Origin of the sequence: Arthrobacter sp. CAN_A214, assembly GCF_015751955.1 — a bacterium.
In the GTDB taxonomy this organism is placed as follows: Bacteria; Actinomycetota; Actinomycetes; order Actinomycetales; family Micrococcaceae; genus Arthrobacter_D.
In genome coordinates this window covers 155,428-172,499 of record NZ_JADOUU010000005.1, presented here as the reverse complement: position 1 = coordinate 172,499, position 17,072 = coordinate 155,428, and the positions used below count along the sequence as shown (strand labels likewise).

Annotated in this window: 19 protein-coding genes and 3 tRNA genes; 15 read left to right on the top strand and 7 right to left on the bottom strand. The window is 65.8% G+C overall.

The annotated features are described in order from the left end of the window. Nucleotides 1-10 precede the first annotated feature (10 nt). A complete protein-coding gene (locus IWX65_RS07015; RefSeq protein ID WP_196881703.1) occupies nucleotides 11-1,462 on the bottom strand; it encodes an NCS2 family permease in 1,452 nt (483 codons plus the stop codon). Nucleotides 1,463-1,568: 106 nt separating this feature from the next. Here IWX65_RS07015 and IWX65_RS07010 point away from each other — a divergent pair, with 106 nt between their 5' ends. Further along, nucleotides 1,569-2,177 carry a copper resistance CopC family protein gene (locus IWX65_RS07010; RefSeq protein WP_334683711.1) on the top strand — a complete coding sequence of 203 codons (609 nt, stop codon included), beginning with the start codon at nucleotides 1,569-1,571 and terminating at the stop codon, nucleotides 2,175-2,177. Nucleotides 2,178-2,230: 53 nt separating this feature from the next. Here the strand turns inward: IWX65_RS07010 and IWX65_RS07005 are convergent, their stop codons facing one another. Continuing rightward, a complete protein-coding gene (locus IWX65_RS07005; protein ID WP_334683710.1) occupies nucleotides 2,231-2,887 on the bottom strand; it encodes an FAD-dependent monooxygenase in 657 nt (218 codons plus the stop codon). Between the two features lie 316 nt (nucleotides 2,888-3,203). On the opposite strand from IWX65_RS07005, the gene IWX65_RS07000 reads away from it, so the two are divergent. Continuing rightward, nucleotides 3,204-4,172 carry a universal stress protein gene (locus IWX65_RS07000; protein ID WP_442859171.1) on the top strand — a complete coding sequence of 323 codons (969 nt, stop codon included), beginning with the start codon at nucleotides 3,204-3,206 and terminating at the stop codon, nucleotides 4,170-4,172. A gap of 27 nt (nucleotides 4,173-4,199) precedes the next feature. On the opposite strand, the gene IWX65_RS06995 is transcribed toward IWX65_RS07000, so the two are convergent. Next, the gene (locus IWX65_RS06995) at nucleotides 4,200-4,571 is read right to left on the bottom strand and encodes a metallopeptidase family protein (protein WP_196881700.1); all 372 of its coding nucleotides are present in this window, start codon (nucleotides 4,569-4,571) and stop codon (nucleotides 4,200-4,202) included. Nucleotides 4,572-4,727: 156 nt separating this feature from the next. Between IWX65_RS06995 and IWX65_RS06990 the strand changes: the two genes are divergently transcribed. The 9 genes from IWX65_RS06990 to IWX65_RS06950 all read left to right on the top strand — a co-directional run bounded on the left by IWX65_RS06990 (nucleotide 4,728) and on the right by IWX65_RS06950 (nucleotide 8,101). Then, a tRNA-Glu gene (locus IWX65_RS06990) sits at nucleotides 4,728-4,800 on the top strand. An 88-nt stretch (nucleotides 4,801-4,888) separates the two neighbouring features. Beyond that, nucleotides 4,889-4,962: transfer RNA gene (locus IWX65_RS06985), tRNA-Asp, on the top strand. Between the two features lie 77 nt (nucleotides 4,963-5,039). Continuing rightward, nucleotides 5,040-5,115 (top strand) — tRNA-Phe (locus IWX65_RS06980). Nucleotides 5,116-5,252: 137 nt separating this feature from the next. Further along, nucleotides 5,253-5,762 carry a hypothetical protein gene (locus IWX65_RS06975; RefSeq protein ID WP_196881699.1) on the top strand — a complete coding sequence of 170 codons (510 nt, stop codon included), beginning with the start codon at nucleotides 5,253-5,255 and terminating at the stop codon, nucleotides 5,760-5,762. A gap of 115 nt (nucleotides 5,763-5,877) precedes the next feature. Next, entirely contained in the window at nucleotides 5,878-6,348 is a 471-nt protein-coding gene (locus IWX65_RS06970) for an Asp23/Gls24 family envelope stress response protein (protein ID WP_196881698.1), read from the top strand. A gap of 10 nt (nucleotides 6,349-6,358) precedes the next feature. Continuing rightward, entirely contained in the window at nucleotides 6,359-6,550 is a 192-nt protein-coding gene (locus IWX65_RS06965; RefSeq protein WP_196881697.1) for a DUF2273 domain-containing protein, read from the top strand. Continuing rightward, entirely contained in the window at nucleotides 6,547-6,894 is a 348-nt protein-coding gene (locus IWX65_RS06960) for a hypothetical protein (RefSeq protein WP_196881696.1), read from the top strand. Before IWX65_RS06965 ends, IWX65_RS06960 begins: the two co-directional genes overlap by 4 nt. Before the next feature lie 17 nt (nucleotides 6,895-6,911). Next, a complete protein-coding gene (locus tag IWX65_RS06955) occupies nucleotides 6,912-7,478 on the top strand; it encodes a DUF6286 domain-containing protein (RefSeq protein WP_334683709.1) in 567 nt (188 codons plus the stop codon). Then, nucleotides 7,475-8,101: a hypothetical protein gene (locus IWX65_RS06950; RefSeq protein ID WP_196881694.1), complete on the top strand. Its 627-nt coding sequence runs from the start codon at nucleotides 7,475-7,477 to the stop codon at nucleotides 8,099-8,101. The genes IWX65_RS06955 and IWX65_RS06950 overlap by 4 nt, the downstream gene beginning before the upstream one ends. On the opposite strand, the gene IWX65_RS06945 is transcribed toward IWX65_RS06950, so the two are convergent. Then, a complete protein-coding gene (locus IWX65_RS06945; RefSeq protein ID WP_196881693.1) occupies nucleotides 8,094-9,884 on the bottom strand; it encodes a glycoside hydrolase family 13 protein in 1,791 nt (596 codons plus the stop codon). The two genes, IWX65_RS06950 and IWX65_RS06945, sit on opposite strands and share 8 nt — an antisense overlap. Nucleotides 9,885-10,120: 236 nt before the next feature. Between IWX65_RS06945 and IWX65_RS06940 the strand changes: the two genes are divergently transcribed. From IWX65_RS06940 to IWX65_RS06925, 4 genes are all read left to right on the top strand, one after another. Beyond that, nucleotides 10,121-11,476 carry an ABC transporter substrate-binding protein gene (locus IWX65_RS06940; RefSeq protein WP_196881692.1) on the top strand — a complete coding sequence of 452 codons (1,356 nt, stop codon included), beginning with the start codon at nucleotides 10,121-10,123 and terminating at the stop codon, nucleotides 11,474-11,476. A gap of 105 nt (nucleotides 11,477-11,581) precedes the next feature. Then, complete coding sequence (locus IWX65_RS06935) at nucleotides 11,582-12,547, top strand: carbohydrate ABC transporter permease (RefSeq protein ID WP_196881691.1); 966 nt, start codon at nucleotides 11,582-11,584, stop codon at nucleotides 12,545-12,547. Continuing rightward, nucleotides 12,544-13,506 (top strand): carbohydrate ABC transporter permease, encoded by a 963-nt coding sequence (locus tag IWX65_RS06930; RefSeq protein ID WP_196881690.1) that lies wholly within the window; start codon nucleotides 12,544-12,546, stop codon nucleotides 13,504-13,506. The genes IWX65_RS06935 and IWX65_RS06930 overlap by 4 nt, the downstream gene beginning before the upstream one ends. A 2-nt stretch (nucleotides 13,507-13,508) precedes the next feature. Further along, a complete protein-coding gene (locus IWX65_RS06925; protein WP_196881689.1) occupies nucleotides 13,509-14,525 on the top strand; it encodes a LacI family DNA-binding transcriptional regulator in 1,017 nt (338 codons plus the stop codon). A 31-nt stretch (nucleotides 14,526-14,556) separates the two neighbouring features. On the opposite strand, the gene IWX65_RS06920 is transcribed toward IWX65_RS06925, so the two are convergent. Genes IWX65_RS06920 through nadE form a run of 3 tightly spaced genes read right to left on the bottom strand, consistent with a single transcriptional unit; the run spans nucleotide 14,557 to nucleotide 17,068 of the window. Then, nucleotides 14,557-15,411: a hypothetical protein gene (locus IWX65_RS06920; protein WP_196881688.1), complete on the bottom strand. Its 855-nt coding sequence runs from the start codon at nucleotides 15,409-15,411 to the stop codon at nucleotides 14,557-14,559. Then, complete coding sequence (locus IWX65_RS06915) at nucleotides 15,408-16,217, bottom strand: exodeoxyribonuclease III (RefSeq protein ID WP_196881687.1); 810 nt, start codon at nucleotides 16,215-16,217, stop codon at nucleotides 15,408-15,410. The genes IWX65_RS06920 and IWX65_RS06915 overlap by 4 nt, the downstream gene beginning before the upstream one ends. A gap of 5 nt (nucleotides 16,218-16,222) precedes the next feature. Beyond that, the gene (gene nadE, locus IWX65_RS06910) at nucleotides 16,223-17,068 is read right to left on the bottom strand and encodes an ammonia-dependent NAD(+) synthetase (protein ID WP_196881686.1); all 846 of its coding nucleotides are present in this window, start codon (nucleotides 17,066-17,068) and stop codon (nucleotides 16,223-16,225) included. Nucleotides 17,069-17,072: the final 4 nt, after the last annotated feature.

Here is a 17,072-nt window from a genome sequence, read left to right as displayed (position 1 = left end):
GTTCGTCCAGCTAGATTCCGAGCATCTGCTCGATCGGACCGATACCGAAGAACACCACGAACGCTCCGGCGACGACCCACATGAGCGGGTGCACCTCGCGCCCGCGCCCCTGGATGGCACGGATCAGCACGAAGGCGATGAAACCCGCCCCCAGTCCGTTCGCGATCGAGTAGGTGAACGGCATCAGCGTGAACGTCAGGAATGCCGGAATGGCGATGCCCCAGTCGTCGAAATTGATGCGGCCCACCTGGGCCACCATCATGAACCCGACGACGACGAGCGCGGGCGCCACCGCTTCGAACGGCACCAGGCTGATCAATGGCGTGATGAACGTCGCGAGCAGGAACAGGACACCGGTCACCACGTTGGCCAGGCCGGTTCGCGCGCCTTCGCCGATGCCCGCGCCCGATTCCACGTAGATCTGGTTCGATGAAACAGAACCCGCGCCACCGGCAACAGCGCCGAGGGCGTCGACGATCAGCACGCGGTCCACTCCGGGGATGTTGCCCTTCTTATCCACGAGCTTCGCTTCGTTCGCGAGGCCTACCATCGTGCCCATCGCGTCGAAGAAGATGCTCAGCAGAATGGTGAAGGTGAGGAGCATCGCGGCGGTGGCGCCGAGGCGGCCGAAGGCGCCGAACAGGCTCACGTTCCCGATCAGGCTGAGGTCCGGAAGACTCACCCATGCTCCGGTGGGCAGTTCCGGCACCACGAGCGACCAGCCCTGGGGGTTCGGATCCTCGCCCGGGATGAAGCTGGGGCCCACGTTGGCCACGGCCTCGATGACGACGGCGAGGATGGTGGCGGCGAGCACTCCGATGAGGATGGCCCCGCGGACACGACGCACCACGAGTGCGATGGTGAGGATCAGGCCGACGACGAAGACGAGCGTCGGCCACCCGATGAGGACGCCCCCGAAACCGAGGCCCACCGGAACGGTGGTCTGCGCGACGTCGGGGATGCGGCGCACGAAGCCGGCATTCACGAGGCCGATCAGGGCGATGAAGAGTCCGATGCCAACCACGATCGCGGTCTTCAGGCTTTCGGGCACTGCGTTGAAGACCGCAGTCCGGAATCCGGTCAGCACCAGCACCAGCATGGTGAGGCCCGCGAGCATGACAAGGCCCATGATGTCCGGCCAGGTGAGCCCCGGGTTCGTGGCGACGGTGATGGCCACGAACGCGTTCACGCCCAGGCCGGTTGCCAGGGCGAAGGGGTACTTGGCCCAGGCTCCCATGACGATGGTCAGGATGCCCGCCACGAGGGCTGTGACGGCGGCAACGCGTTCGAATCCGAGCTCCGCGCCCGAGGAGTCGGCTCCCGCAAGGATCAGTGGGTTCAGCACCACGATGTAGCTCATGGCGAAGAACGTGGCCACCCCTCCGCGGATCTCCCGTGAAGAGGTGGATCCCCGTTCGGTGATCTCGAAGTAGCGATCCAGCACGGAGCCTTGCTTGAGCATGATGGGTCCTTCGGAAGAGGTGGGGCGCTTGCTCGAAATCCTATCGCGGCGTGGTTACCGGCTTGTTACCCAGCTCCATGCCGGTTCCGCCCGATAGGCTTGAACGATGCCCCTCATGTCCTTCCCGCCCGTCGCCCGTTCAATCCGTCCCGCGCCCGCCCTGCGGAATGCCGCACTGGTCCTCTCTGCAATGGTCGCGATGCTGCTGTCGCTGCTCACCGCCGCGCCTGCGCTGGCCCACGACGAACTTTCCAGCAGCAACCCGCCGGCAGGCGGCGCCGTGGACGTTCTGCCCGCCACGGTGGAGCTGATGTTCTCCCAGGTGCCGTCGGGCATCGGCGCAGAGGTGCAGATCCTCGACGACTCCGGTACGGACTGGGCGGAAGGCGCACCGCGGATCGTGAACGCGTCGGCGCAGCAGGCAGTGCGTCAGGGGGCGCCGGGGGGCGAGTACACAGTCAACTGGCGGGTGGTGTCCTCCGACTCGCACCCGATCGAGGGATCCTTCACCTTCACTGCCGCCTCAGGAGCGGCGGCAGCAGTGCCCGATGCGGCAACCACCGGTGTTCCCCTCGAGACGGCTGAAGCGGACTCACCGGACACGGAGGTCGCGGGCGTGAGCGATTTCCCCTGGAGCATCATCGTCATGATCGCGGTACTTCTGGCCCTCGCCGTCGGGCTGGGTATCACGGCGCGCCGGCGCCTGAGCCGCTGAGGAACCACCGCGCTCCAGCTCCGCGCGGACGAAAGGGTGGCGGTGGTGCTGCGTCAGGCGCGTAGCGGGGAAACCGCGGGAAGCGGTGGCGGAAACTGGGCGAGGGCCCGGGAGCCCGCCACGATGGCATCACTGACGAGCTTCGCCTGCCGCACGATCTCGCGGGTCGTGGGGGTCAGCAATTCCCCCACCCCCACCAGGTGAAGCCCGATCGCCCGGAGTGCTGCTTTGAAGTCGCTGCCGATGGCGATGCCCATGGAGCGAAGTAGCCGCCGCAGCTGGTTCTGCGGGTACTTGGTGAGCACCACGTGGTCGGCAAGCAGTACGCCGTCGGCCGTCTGCACTGCCCACTTCTTCGAAACGGGCACGCGGTCCTCCGGAAGGATCTTCGAATGGCCGATGATGCTCAGGTGTTCCGCGATCGTGGAGTGCCGGACATCGAGCCGATGACTCGAGGCATAGCCCCGAAGCAGGCGCATCAGTTCGGAGCGTTCCGAGAGTGACACGGAATCGGTCATCACGGTACGGCAGGCCCCGGAATCGAGGCACTCGAGGCTCTCGACAACGATGGAGTCGATTCCCCGGCGGCTCAGCTCACTCGCTACCGCAAGGCCGGAAAGGCCCGCGCCGATAACCACGGTGGTGGTCAGTTCCGCGTAGGCACATGCGCTGGACGCTGCGCGGACCGATTCAAGCGGCAGAGAAGTCACTATTGATACCTCCGGTAAGAAGGATAGTTCCGTACGGTCCGGCGCCTCTTCCGGACCGTACGGACTCCTGGCTGCGAACGGGTCAACCAGGAGCATTGCGTGCGAAGCCGGCCCCCCTTTCGGGTGGCTCCGCTCCACGACAATTGCTCGAAGCCTATATAACTTTCTGCACCGTGGATAGACCGCGGATTCTGAGTAGGCTACAACTAGAACACCCGTGACCGCGACCCGGTCAGGGACGCGGAACCAGAGGAGGTCTGCCGTGGGCAATTCACACGTAGGGGATTCGTTTCAAGCCCCTGGAAGGCATGGCATCGTGGTGGGGGTCGATGGCTCCGACCAAAGCATATGCGCACTGCTGTGGGCCGCACGCGAGGCCGAGCGGCGTAATGCGCCGCTTCATGTGGTCACCGCCTACACCATCCCGGTCTTCGCGGCTTCCAGCATGGACGCCGGATACGCGACGGTCGACGACGCCGTGATCCGCGAAGGTGCGCGCAGCGTCCTCGACGAGTCGCTGACCCACCTCGAGGATTTTCGCGTCGAAGTTGTTCCGCGGATCGAGACCGGGGATGCGGCAGGGGTTCTCCTCGATCTTTCTGAAGAGGCCGAGCTCGTGGTGGTCGGTTCGCGGGGGCGTGGAGGATTTGTCGGCCGGTTGCTGGGATCGGTCAGCAGTGCACTGCCGGCCCACGCGAGATGTCCCACGGTCATCGTCCCGCTCTGCAGCTCTCCCCGCCTGGGCCGTCCGGAACTTGCCGAGAAACACCGCAAGAGCGGAACCGTGCCGTCGAAGGAGGGTGTGGAGCCCGTCGTCGTCGTGGGTGTCGACGGCTCCGAGCATGCGCGCACGGCGTCGCTCGCGGCCGCCGAGGAGGCGCAGTCACGCGGGCTGGCACTTCGCGTGGTCTGTTCGCTGGCACCTTTCAACGGTTCGCTTGCCTGGGTACCCGCACCGCTGGATCGTGAAGCGTTGCACGCGGACATCACCGTCCAGCTCAACGCCGGCAGGGACTGGCTCCAGAGCCACTTCCCGGCTCTGCCGATCACCGTGGAGTTGAGGGACGGCCCGCCGGCAGAAGTCCTGATCAAGGCTTCGGCGACCTCGGAACTCCTGGTCCTGGGCACACGGGGGCGGGGCGGCTTCACGGGGATGCTGATGGGCTCCACCAGCCAGGCGGTGCTGCACCATGCCAAGGGCCCGGTGCTGGTGGTGCCCGATCGCGACGATCCGCGCCTGCAGGACCGCGAATCCTTCGGACCGATGATTCCCCCCGTGGGATAGGCGGTTGCGGGCGGGCTGAACCGCGGTTCAGCCCCACCCCAGTTCATGCAGGCGGTCGTCGTCGATGCCGAAGTGGTGCGCCACCTCGTGGATCACGGTCACGAGGATCTCCTCAACCAGTTCCTCGCGCGTTGAACACGCCCGCTGGAGGGGCTGTCGGAAGATGCTGATCCGGTCCGGAAGGGAGCCGGCATCCCACCAGGAGTCCCGCTCGGTCAGGGGGGTGCCCTCGTACAGCCCCAGCAGTTCGGTGTCGGGTTCCTCACCGGGCCCAGGCTGGTACTCCTCCACCACGAAGATTGCCACGTTGTTCATGGCCCGGGCGAGGTCATCGGGAATCTCGTCAATGGCGTCGTCGACGGCGGCCTCGAACTCCGCGAGGCTGATGTCTATCGGCATGCTCGGATTCTAGTGTGCCGGGCTGGACCAGGTGTTCGAGCAGCTATTTTGTGTAATCGAGATCGAGGCCCTATAGTTTTAGACGTCCACAGCAGGGAAGAATTCCCCGGAGATACAGTATTTTCCGGGGGTAGCTCGAACCCCGGTGTGATCCAGGCCCCCATCGTCTAGCGGCCTAGGACACCGCCCTTTCACGGCGGCGGCACGGGTTCGAATCCCGTTGGGGGTACGCAGGACAGGCCGTATTCGCGGTCAATCCGCCGCAGAGATGCTGGTAGGATAAAGATCTTGTAAAAATGCAAGTGCAAGAAAAGCTAGGCCCTGTAGCGCAGTTGGTTAGCGCGCCGCCCTGTCACGGCGGAGGTCGCGGGTTCAAGTCCCGTCAGGGTCGCTCAGGCGGCTTAGGTAGTACCGGTTCGACGTACGAATAAGCCCGGCTGGAAACAGTCATCGTCAAGATGGTTGCAAGGCTCTGTAGCTCAGTTGGTAGAGCGTTCGACTGAAAATCGAAAGGTCACCGGATCGACGCCGGTCGGAGCCACCACTGAACACCCCGCTGATCCCCAGGGAGCACGGGGTTTCTTTGTTTAAGATGGGACCGGAGATCACCCGTTCTCCCGGTGCAGGACGACGGCGGGAGAGTACTGCACTGCCCGTGCGTTGGAACCCGGGGAGCACATCATGGAAAGGCCTGCATTGAGACTGCCTTCGACTGCCGTCTGCGCAGCAGCCGTAGTACTGCTTGCCACCGGTTGCGGTGGTGGTACGGTCAGCGATTCCGCCCGGGCAATCAATATGCCGCCCCCTCCCACAGTCCTCGACTCTCTCCAGCCCGATGGTGCGGGAACCGGCGCACCGGAAACGGTGGATGCGGACCCCGGGTCGGCGTCGGTCCCTGATCCTGCAGACTCCTGTGTGATGGTGGCCGGAGGGGTGTCCTCCATCCTGCTCGCGCCGATGAGTCTCCGCTCGCACTCCGATCCCACAGCACTGGCCGCACTGCGGAACCAGATCCTTGACTTGCGCGGGAAGGTTCCAGGGGAGCTGCACGGGAATTTCACGGTGCTCGCGGCAGCAGTGGAGGTGCCGCCCCGAGGTTCGGGAGAGTTCGACGAACCGGGTTTCCGCGAGGCGCTGAAGCCGGTGCAGGACTGGCTGGGCGCCCGCTGCGCAGAGCAGGCGTCCAAATAGGCCGGGCGGGCCCTTTGCCTCCTTTACCCCGACGTGTCGAAGCGCAGGGACATCAATGCGCGGGTGCGGCCCGTGCCGGGGCTTAGGCTGGGCACACGAGAAAGGGGCGCACCCGATGGATGAACGAAACGGCGGAAGTCCGGTCCGGCAGTCAGTGGATGGGGTGGCAGGACGCACGGTCATCGGCGACCCGGCTGCGGTGAAGATCGCTGCGATCGCAGCGCGGTCGGTGCCGGGGGTCCATGCGCTCGGAGCAGGAACCGGCCGTGCGCTCGGTGCCATCCGGGACGCCGTCGGCGGCAGTGATCTGGGCCAGGGCGTCCGGGTAGAGGTCGGACAGAGTCAGGTGGCAGTGGATATCAGTCTGGTGGCTGACTACGGTTACCCGCTGAACAGGCTGGCGGATTCAGTACGTACCGCGGTCTGCCAGGCAGTCGAGGAGCTGGTCGGTCTTGACGTGATCGAGGTCAACGTGGAAATTGCTGACGTCCACATTCCCGGCCTCAATGACACCCGCAGCAACGAAATCCGCGGTGCGGACAAGGGCCGCTCGCCCGGCGCTTCCGCGCGCACTCCCATCGAGTAAGGAAACATCCATGACACCCACCCAGGCTGGAATGGCAGTAGGGGCAGTACTGGCCTTCGCCGCCCTTACCTTCGGTTTCTGGGGGTTCCTCCTGACCGCGCTGCTGATGGCATGCGGAGCGATCAGCGGGCGGATCCTCGAAGGCAAGCTGGATCTCCGGAGCGTCCGAGATGCCCTCGCCGGACGCCGCTCATCCTCATGATCGCAGGACATACCCGGATCACCACGCAGGCGCTGACCAGTACGGCACGGGCCGTGGCTGCTGAAACACTGGGAATTTCCGCGGGGGATGTGAGGGCCTCCTTCGACGATGAAGCCGGCCTGCTGGCCCTCCACCTTGCGTTGCCGCTTTCCATTCCTCCACTGGCCGCAGTAGTGGCCGACCCCTCACTGGTCGAAGCCTTCGGCGGTTCGCTGACCCGCCGTGCGCAGGACGCGCAGGCAGTGATCCGGATGCGGGTTCAGCATCTGACCGGAGCCAGGCTCAGCCGGGTGGACATGCGGGTCACCGGCATGTCGGTGGCACGCGAACGGCGGGTGAAGTGAGCGATCGGATAACGACGGTGACTCCGCGCATCCTGCGGCGTGAACTGCACGCCTCCCGTGCCGTTCCCGCCGTCCTCACCGCCGCCCTAGTCGTGCTCGGAAGTGCCCTGCTGTTCCTGGAAGCCGTTCTGAAAGCAGTCGGTGATCCGCCCTTCCTCCTGGACTTCGAGCGCGCTGCGGCCTGGCTGGGGAGTCTTCCCCCGGGGGTCCCGCCCGCGGTTCTGGGGACAGGCTCGTTCCTGCTGTTCGTCGTCGGGCTTGTCCTTTTCCTCCTTGCCGTGCTGCCCGGCAGGCGTGTCCGCTACGTGGTGCCGAGTGAGCGGGCGGGCGTGGTGGTCGACGCCGAGGTGCTCGCCTCCGCGCTGGCGCGGAGGGCCCGGCTGGCGGCAGGCGTCGCGCCGGAGCAGGTGATGGTGACGGTCGGGCGGAGAACCGCCGATGTGCAGGTCCGCCCCACCTCCGGGATCCCTGTCGACGCCGCGGCCGTGCAGGCCGCGGTCGAGGATGACCTGCGATACGCGTCGGTGGAGCCGCAACCGGTGGTGCGGGTGAGGATCGCGCCGTCGGGAGTGATCGGACAGTGAACAGCACGCCCCGGGCGCTCAACCGGATTCTTCTCGGGCTCTGCGGCCTGGTGCTGATACTTGCGGGAGCCTGCGGTGCCGCACTGGCATACGTCCCCGGTTTCGCTGGGCCGTGGCAGGCATTCACCCTGCAGGCAGGGCTCCAGATCGACCGGATCCGACAGGGGGCCACCCTGGACGGACAGAAGGACTCCTGGCTGTGGATCGTGCTGGCAGCGGCGCTCTTGCTCGTGGCGGTCTTGGGGATTGCGTGGATCGCGGCACAGGGAAGGGGCCGGACCGGCGTCTTCGCCTACGCACCTGGACCTACAGGCCGCGATGCGGCGGGCGCCGCAGGCTCCGTCACGCTCACCGCCGGCGCTGTCGAACAGGCGTTGAGGGCTGCCCTGCTGGAGGGTAATGACCTGGTCAACGCCGTGGTCACCACGTGGGACTTCCACGGAGGACCGGTGCTGAGACTGCGGCTCTTCCCCCGTAAGGGAGTGTCGCCCTACGCCATCGCTGCGGTGACGACCGAGCTCATCGAGGCGCTGGACCTCGTGGCGGGCCAGCGTACCCCGGTGCTGATCAGCATCAGCTCCGGGGCACGCTCGCGCTTCACGCGGACCGAACGGGTCAGCTAGCGTCCTTCCGATCGGCCATGAGCCAGAGAGAGGCATCCGGAGCGAGGACGCCGCCGTCCGGAACGGCATCGGAAGTGCTGGCCACCAGCACGCCGTGACCGGCAGGCAGTTTCACCGGAGCCTTCCCCAGATTGGCAACGACAAGTACATCACCATTGCGGAAGGACAGCACACCCCGCGCTGGGTCGTTCAGCTCGGAGAACTCGACTGCTCCCGATCCGAGACGGTGCAACCGCCGCAGCTCCAGTGCCGTGCGGTACAGCTCGAACGTCGATCCTTCGACACCCACCTGGCGGTCGGCCGCATAGGCGGCGAATGCCTCGGGCTGGGGAAGCCAGGGGCGGGCGCCGACGTCGTTCGGTCCGCCGTGCCCCGCCGGGTAGGTTCCGAAGCCAAATCCCGGGGACACCGCCGTCCACGGGAGTGGAACGCGGCAACCGTCGCGGCCGCGCTCCACCCCGCCCGTACGGAAGAACGCAGGGTCTTCACGGACGGAGTGCGGCAGCGTGGTGTGTTCGGGGAGGCCCAGCTCGTCGCCCTGGTAGAGGTAGGCGGAACCCGGCAGCGCGAGCATCACCAGTGCGGCGGCCCTGCCCCGGGCCAACCCGAGGGCTTCATCCGGCTGTTCGTCGTCGGCGCTGAGGCCTTTCGGGAAGGTTGTCGGATCGCTCAGGCCGAAGCGGCTCGTGTGCCGGACGGTGTCATGGTTGGACAGCACCCAGGTGCTGGGAGCGCCCACTTTTCCGGCTTCCAACAGCGACTCCTCGATGCTCGCCTGGAGGCGGCCCGCATCCCAACCCGCCAGCAGGAAGCCGAAGTTGAAAGCCTGCTGCATCTCGTCCTTCCGGACGTAGTGGAACAACCGCTCGGCGGGTTCAACCCACGCCTCGGCCACCAGCATGCGGTTCCCCTCGTATTCCGAGAGGACGCTGTTCCACTCCCGGTAGATGGCGTGGACACCGGGCTGGTCGAAGTACGGCGGCGTGGGCTCCGTCTCGAGTCCTGTGGCAGCGTCGTCGTCGGCCCCTGTGTCCTCGGCCCCTGTGGGGTGCTCCCGGCCCTCGACCATACTGGTGCGCTCGGACCAGTCGGGGAGGCCTTCGGCCTTCACCAGGCCGTGGGCCACGTCGATGCGGAAGCCGTCGACGCCGCGATCGAGCCAGAATCGGAGGACCGATACCATTTCCTCGCGGACCTCGGGGTTCTCCCAGTTCAGGTCGGGCTGCTTGGTGTCGAAGAGGTGCAGGTACCACTGGCCGTCCTCCACGCGCGTCCAGGCGTTGCCGCCGAAGATGGACTGCCAGTTGTTCGGCGGCAGCGAGCCGTCGGGCCCTGATCCCTCGCGGAACATATAGCGCTCGCGCTCGGCGGAGTGCGGCTTCGCGGGGAGGGCTGCCTGGAACCATTCATGCTCATCGGAGGTGTGGTTGGGAACGAGGTCGACGATCACCTTGAGGTCCAGGGAATGCGCTTCAGCCAGCATTGCATCGAAATCGGCCAGTGTGCCGAACAGCGGGTCCACCGCCCGGTAGTCGGCGACGTCGTAGCCCGCATCGGCCTGCGGCGACACATAGAACGGCGACAGCCAGACGGCGTTGACGCCGAGTTCCGCCAGGTATGGCAGCCGAGAGCGGATCCCGGGGAGATCGCCCATGCCGTCGCCGTTGCCGTCGGCGAAGGAACGGGGGTAGATCTGGTAGATCACGGCGTCGGCCCACCATGGGCGCTGGTGGGCTGCGGTGCCATCGGAAGTCGCTGTTCCAGCCGGGGTGGTACTCGTCATGGGGTCTCCTTGCGGGATTTCGTCGTGCAGGGCCGCATGCTGCGGAAGGTGGACGGCTATGGCGTAAATCACAATTCGGTATCAACCGGGGGTCCGGATCCCGTTCCGGTTGTCGGGACCTACGTAAGCGCTTACTCTCAGGATATCAATCTGGTGAGGCGGCGGCATGGTTTGATCCCTTTCTTTCGAGGCCGGGGGAGACCGGGTGCGTGCCGTCAGACGAAGGAGTCTATTCAATGGCGATTATCCGCTCGAAGAAAGCAGTGCTGCCGGTAGCGGCGCTGAGCGTTCTCACACTTGCACTTTCCGCCTGTGGTTCCGGCGGATCCGGAGAAGCCGGTGGATCCGGTGACGCGGACTGTGCCGCCTACGAGTCCTATGGACAGCACGAGGGCACCGAAGTCAGCGTCTACGCGTCGATCGTGGATGTCGAGGCCGAGAGCCTCGAGAACTCATGGCTCGATTTCGCCGATTGCACCGGGATCGAGGTCGTGTACGAGGGTTCGAAGGAATTCGAAACCCAGGTGGGCGTCCGCGCGCAGGGCGGTACCGCCCCCGACCTTGCCATCTTCCCGCAGCCCGGCCTGCTCGCAACCCAGGCTGAGGCCGGTTACCTGAAGCCGGCTCCCCAGGAAGTATCCGACCTCGTCGATGAGGGCTGGTCGGCGGACTGGAAGAAGTACGGCACCGTGGACGGCACCTTCTACGCCGCGCCGATGCTCGCGAACATCAAGGGGTACGTCTGGTACGCACCGGCCACCTTCGAGGAGAAGGGCTGGGAGGTTCCGACCACCTGGGACGAGATGATGGAGCTGACCGAGACGATCGCTTCCGAAGAGGAAGAGATGAAGCCCTGGTGTGCGGGTTTCGAGTCCGGTGAAGCTACCGGCTGGCCCGGTACCGACTGGGTGGAGGACGCCGTCCTCCGCGACCACGGCCCCGAGGTCTACGACCAGTGGGTTGCCCATGAGATTCCTTTCAACGACCCCCAGATCGTGGAATCCTTCGACAAGGTGGGCGATATCCTCAAGAACGACGACTACGTCAACGGTGGTTTCGGAGACTCCCGCTCCATCCTGTCCACGGCGTTCGCCGAAGCCGGACAGCCCGTGATCGACGGAAGCTGTGCCATGCACCACCAGGCGTCATTCCAGGCCGCGAACTGGGCCGAGGGAACGAACGTTGCCGAGGACGGTGACGTCTGGGCGTTCATGACCCCTCCCGTTGACGCTGCCGACGGCACCGCCATCACCGGTGGCGGCGAGATGATCGGTGCCTATGCCGACCGTCCCGAGGTCCAGGCCCTCCAGGCCTACCTGGCAACCGCCGACTTCGCCAACGCCCGCGTCGAGCAGGGTGGGGCCATCAGTGCCAACAAGGGACTGGACCCCGAGCTGGCGACGTCGGACCTCGACCGCCAGTCGATCGAACTGCTCCAGGACCCCGAGACGGTCTTCCGCTTCGATGCGTCGGACCTGATGCCGGGTGCAGTCGGTTCCAACTCCTTCTGGAGCGGCATCGTCAACTGGATCAACGGCTCCTCCACCGAGGAAGTCACCGACGCCGTAGAGGACAGCTGGCCCAGCTCCTAGCCAACACAGCGGGAACGCCGCCGGCTGCTTCCTACAACGGAAGCAGCCGGCGGCGTTCCTGCCCGTCAACGTTCCTTCTCTACTGCGCACCAAGGAGGCTGGGCTGTGGAAGATTTAGCAGAAAAAGGTTTACAGGTGGTGGTGGGCCTGGCGGTCTTCGCCGCCATCATCGGGCTGGTCATGCTTGTGGTGGATCGAGCGCCGAAATCGTCGCGGGAGAAGTTCCAGATCGCCGGGTTCCTGGCCCCGGCACTGATCCTCCTGGCCGTGGGTCTGGTGCTCCCGGCGCTGCAGACCTCGTATCTCTCCTTCACGGACCGAACCGGTGCGTTCGTCGGCCTCGACAACTACGTCTGGATGTTCACGCAGCCGGAAGCGCTGATCACGCTGCGCAATACCGTCATCTGGGTGGTGCTGGTGCCGTCGCTGGCATCGGCCATCGGCCTTGCCTACGCGGTGTTCATCGACAAGGCACGGGGTGAGAAGGCGCTCAAGGCCCTGGTCTTCATGCCGATGGCCATCTCCTTCGTGGGAGCCGGCGTCATCTGGCGGTTCGTCTATGCATACAAGGGGGCCGAGCAGGACCAGATCGGCCTGTTCAACCAGATCCTCGTGTGGTTGGGGCAGGAGCCGAAGCAGTTCCTCCTCGACGCACCGGAGAACACGTTCTTCCTCATCGCCGTCATGATCTGGATCCAGACCGGTTTCGCGATGGTGGTCCTCTCGGCTGCCATCAAGGGAATACCGACGGAGATCGTGGAAGCCGCGCGCCTCGACGGTGCCAGCGCCTGGCAGCAGTTCCGCAACGTCACCATCCCCACCATCCGCGGATCCCTGATCGTGGTGGTCACCACCATCACCATCGGAACGCTGAAGGTCTTCGACATCGTCCGTACCATGACAGCCGGCCAGTACGAAACCTCGGTGGTGGCCAATGAGATGTACACCCAGGCGTTCCGTGCGGGTGAACCCGGCAGGGGCGCCGCACTCGCCCTGATCCTGTTCCTGATGGTGCTGCCCATCGTTGTCTACAACGCCCGGCTGCTCCGCAAGCAGAAGGAAATCCGATGAGCGCCATTCCGGCAGAGAACACGAAGGACGTCTTCCCCGAACTGAAGGAGAAGTCCGACGACCAGCCGCCGATCCAGCGACGTGTCAAGCAGCGCCTGACCTCGCGCGGAGCGACGATCGCCGCCGTCCTCATCGCAGTCATCTGGACCATTCCCACCTTCGGGTTGTTCATCTCGTCCTTCCGCCCCGAAGCGAACATCAAGGGCAACGGCTGGTGGAACGTCTTCACCGACTTCGAGTTCACCCTCGCCAACTATGAGGATGTCCTCAGCCCCGGCGGCAGCCAGTCGCCCAACCTGCTGTCCTACTTCGTCAACTCACTCGCAATCGTGATCCCGGGAACCATCTTCACCCTGGTTCTCGGAGCCATGGCCGCCTACATGTTCGCATGGGGAAGGTTCAAGGGTAAGGACAGCCTGTTCATCTTCGTCTTCGCCCTCCAGATCGTGCCCCTGCAGATGGCGCTCATCCCGCTCCTTCAGCTGTTCAACCAGGTACTCGCGATTGGGGAGTTCCAGCTCCTGCCGAGCGGCACCTACGCGCAACTGTGGGTGGCCCACACCATCTTCGGGCTGCCGCTGGCGATCTTCCTGCTGCACAACTTCATTGCAGAGATCCCGGGCGAAGTGATCGAGGCCGCGCGCGTCGACGGCGCGGGACACAGCACCATCTTCTGGCGCATCATCGTGCCGCTCGCGACGCCGGCACTTGCCTCATTCGGTATCTTCCAGTTCTTGTGGCTGTGGAACGACCTCCTGGTGGCCCTGGTGTTCTCGGGAGGAGGGGCCGACGTCGCGCCTATCACCCAGCGCCTCGCCGAGCTCCAGGGCTCACGCGGAGGCGAGTGGCAGCGGCTCACCGCCGGCGCCTTCGTCTCGATCATCGTGCCGCTCGCGGTGTTCTTCGGCCTGCAGCGGTACTTCGTCCGGGGACTGCTGGCGGGCGGCCTCAAGGGCTGACGGTGACAAGCATCGACGACGTCGCCCGGTCGGTGGGTGTTTCCACGGCCACGGTGTCGCGCGCGCTACGCGGACTGCCCGGCGTTTCCCCGGGCACCCGTGCCCGGGTGGAACGCACGGCGAACCGGCTGGGCTACGTGCCGTCGTCGGCCGCTTCTGGCCTCGCCTCCGGCCGGACCATGGCCATGGGAGTGCTGCTCCCGCTGGTCGACCGCTGGTACTTCTCGGCCATGCTCGACGGCGTGGACCGCAGGCTCAGGGCTGCAGGCTACGACCTCATCGTCTTCAGCCTCGGGGGCACCGGCGTGAACCGCGAGCGGGTCTTCCACCGCTCCATCCTGCGCAAGCGTATCGACGCCCTGCTGGTCATGTGCATGGCGCTGACCCCCGAGGAGCGCCGTGCACTGCAGGATCTTGATTCCCCGAGCGTGGTGGTCGGCGGATCGGTGCAGGGAATGCGTGATGTCAGCATCGACGACGACGCCGCGATGACCGAGGCCGTGGAGTACCTCCTGGGCCTCGGCCATACGCGTATCGCACATCTGAGGGGAGGGGATTCGTACGGTATCGAGTTCGAGGTTCCCCGCATCCGCGAGCAAGCGTTCGACCGCACCATGCGCAGGCACGGGATGGCCGTCCGCCCGCAGTGGGACGCCCAGGGGAACTTCCGGTTCCTCGACGGCAAGGCCGCCGCCGCAACGCTGCTCGACAACGCCCTCGACCGCCCCACCGCAATTCTCTGCTCCTCGGACGAAATGGCTTTCGGCGCGCTCATGGCCGCGCAGGAGCGCGGGATCTCCGTCCCGGGTGAACTCTCGGTCATGGGCATCGACGACCACGAATTCGCCGAACCGATGGGGCTCACCACAATCGCGCAGCGGCCCGAGGACCAGGGCGCCTACGCGGCCGGCCTGCTGCTCGACGAACTCGCGGGAGAACCGGCGGTGGAGACCCCGATGGTCCAGCCCCACCTGCTCGTTGCGCGAAGGTCGACCGAGCCGCCGCGGCCCGGGCTGTAACCTGCCGCGGCCTCCCGTCAGGAAGCTTCCTTCAGGAGGCCCTGGCGAGCTGGCGGATGGGGATCCACCGCGAGGCGAGACGCCGGTAGGACGCCGCAGCGCCCGTCATGTCGGCCTCGGCAAGGCTCTCGATACCCAGCCGCACGTCCAGGGGGGATTCATCCGGGAAGACGCGATCGGCTACCGGCCCGTAGTCCACCTCCACCACGGCGTCCCGCCGGAAGATCTCGAGCCACTCGAGAATCTCCGTCAGTTCATCGAGGAGGTCGAGCTCGGGAGCGCCGACGGCCAGATGCGCCACCGCCCTGCGACCGCGGTCGATGCACTCGTTGATCCGCACCGAGACGCGCACGGTGCTGACCTTGCCGCCGTCCTCGATGACCTCGGTGAGGTCGTCCTCGTGGATGAGCACGAACCACGCGAACGGTACGCCCCACGTGGCGGACCTGGTGTGCAGCTTGGCCGCAGAATCAGCAAAAGTGTCGGGATCGAGGCGCGCCTGCTGGGCTTCGCGTGCGGCTTCCGGCACCAGCACGTCAACGAGCGGTCCGCGGAGGCTGTGGTCAAGTGATTCGGCAGCCAGAGTGGTGCGGACGGCGAGCTGGTTGGGGCAGTAGTAGGGCGCCGTGGTCCCGCTCACCATGGGGTAGTGGAGGACCCGCACGAGGTCGGCCTCATGGTGCGGGAAGGGGTCCGAAACCGTGCGCAGCATCCGCCGGAGCGATTGCTCCCGATCGAGTTCCTCGGTGATGCGCCGTTCCCGCGACCGCTGCCCGAGGATGCTGAGCTGCTGCGCATCGCTGAAGGCGTCCAGCGGCTCGTAGATCCGGAGGAAGGAGACATAGGGAAAGGGCATCAGGGTCCCCGCCGATTTCGGCTGCGTCATGAATCCCCGAGCTCCACGATCACCGGTGCATGGTCCGATGCTCCCTTGCCCTTGCGCTCCTCGCGGTCCACCGATGCACCCGTCACGCGTGCCGCGAGGGCCGGGGAACCGAGCACGAAGTCGATCCTCATGCCCTCCTTCTTCGGGAACCGCAGCTGGGTGTAGTCCCAGTAGGTGTAAAGGCCCGGCCCGGGGGTGAAGGGACGGGCAAGGTCACTGAAACCGGCATCGAGGAATCCCTGGAACGCAGCACGCTCCGGCGGGCTGACGTGGGTGTAGCCGCCGTTGACGAAGAGGTCGATGTCCCACACGTCCTCGTCCTGCGGAGCGATGTTCCAGTCACCCATCAGGGCAAGCTGCACCTCGGGATCGGCAGCAAGCCATTCCTGCGCGTGCCCGCGGAGCGTGTCGAGCCAGGAGATCTTGTAGGGCATGTGCGGATCATCGAGAGCACGTCCGTTGGGGATGTAGAGGCTCCAGACGCGCACCCCGTTGCAGGTCGCGGCGATGGCACGGGCTTCCTGCACGGGCTCGACGCCGGGTTTCCCGAAGGTGGGCTGGTCTTCGAAGGTGCGCTGGACGTCGTCGAGCCCCACTCGCGAGGCGATCGCGACGCCGTTCCACTGGCTCAGCCCGAAGTGCGCCACCTCGAAGCCGGCATTCTCGAACATCTCCCACGGAAAGTTCTCGTCCTTGCACTTCGTTTCCTGGATGGCGAGGACATCGACGTCGGAGCGCTTCAGCCAGGCCTCTACGCGGTCGGTGCGGGCACGAAGGGAATTGACGTTCCAGGTGGCAATCTTCACGGGTCCTACGTTACCAATGCAGGCCCCGGGGACTTCCACCAGGAATCAAGGAGAGTCACCGGTACCGTCCGCTTGTGGCGTGTGATCCAATACCTGCGCTCGATCGCGTCTACCGCCGGCTTCCCGACGTCCCGGCCTTCGAGGTAGTCGTCGATCTGGTCGTAGGTGAGCCCCAGCTCGGATTCGTCCGCCCGGCCGGGCAGCTCGTCGAGGAGGTCGGCCGTGGGCACCTTGTCGTAGAGATCGGGGCCTGCGCCGAGCTCGCGGAGCAGGGCCCGGTTCTGCCGTTTGTTCAGCCCGAACAGGGGAAGGATATCCGCTCCGCCGTCACCGAACTTCGTGAAGAACCCGGTGACCGACTCGGCGCCGTGATCGGTGCCGAGAACCAGCAGGTTGTGCTGCCCGGCGACGGCGTACTGGGCCACCATGCGGGCCCGGGCCTTCGTGTTGCCCTTGGTGAAGTCGGCGATGGTTTCGCCGGTCGCCCGCGCGAACTCCGCCTGGAAACCGTCGACCGCCGGAGCGACGTTGTAGGTCAGGGAGGTACGCGGCCGAATGAATGCGAGCGCCTTCTGGGCGTCGTCCTCGTCCTGCTGCACGCGATAGGGCAGGCGCATGGCAAGGAGATCGGCGTCGGAACCCTCGGACCGCAGTTCGTCGACGGCGAGCTGGGCGAGCCTGCCGGTGAGGGTGGAATCCAGCCCCCCACTCACGCCGAGCACAAAACCGCGGGTGCCGGTGGCCCGGGTGTAGTCCTTGAGGAAACCGACGCGTTTCCGGATCTCGGCGGCGGGTTCGATGGTGGGCAGGACGCCCAGTTCCGCGATGATGATCGCCTGAAGTTTCCGCATGTTT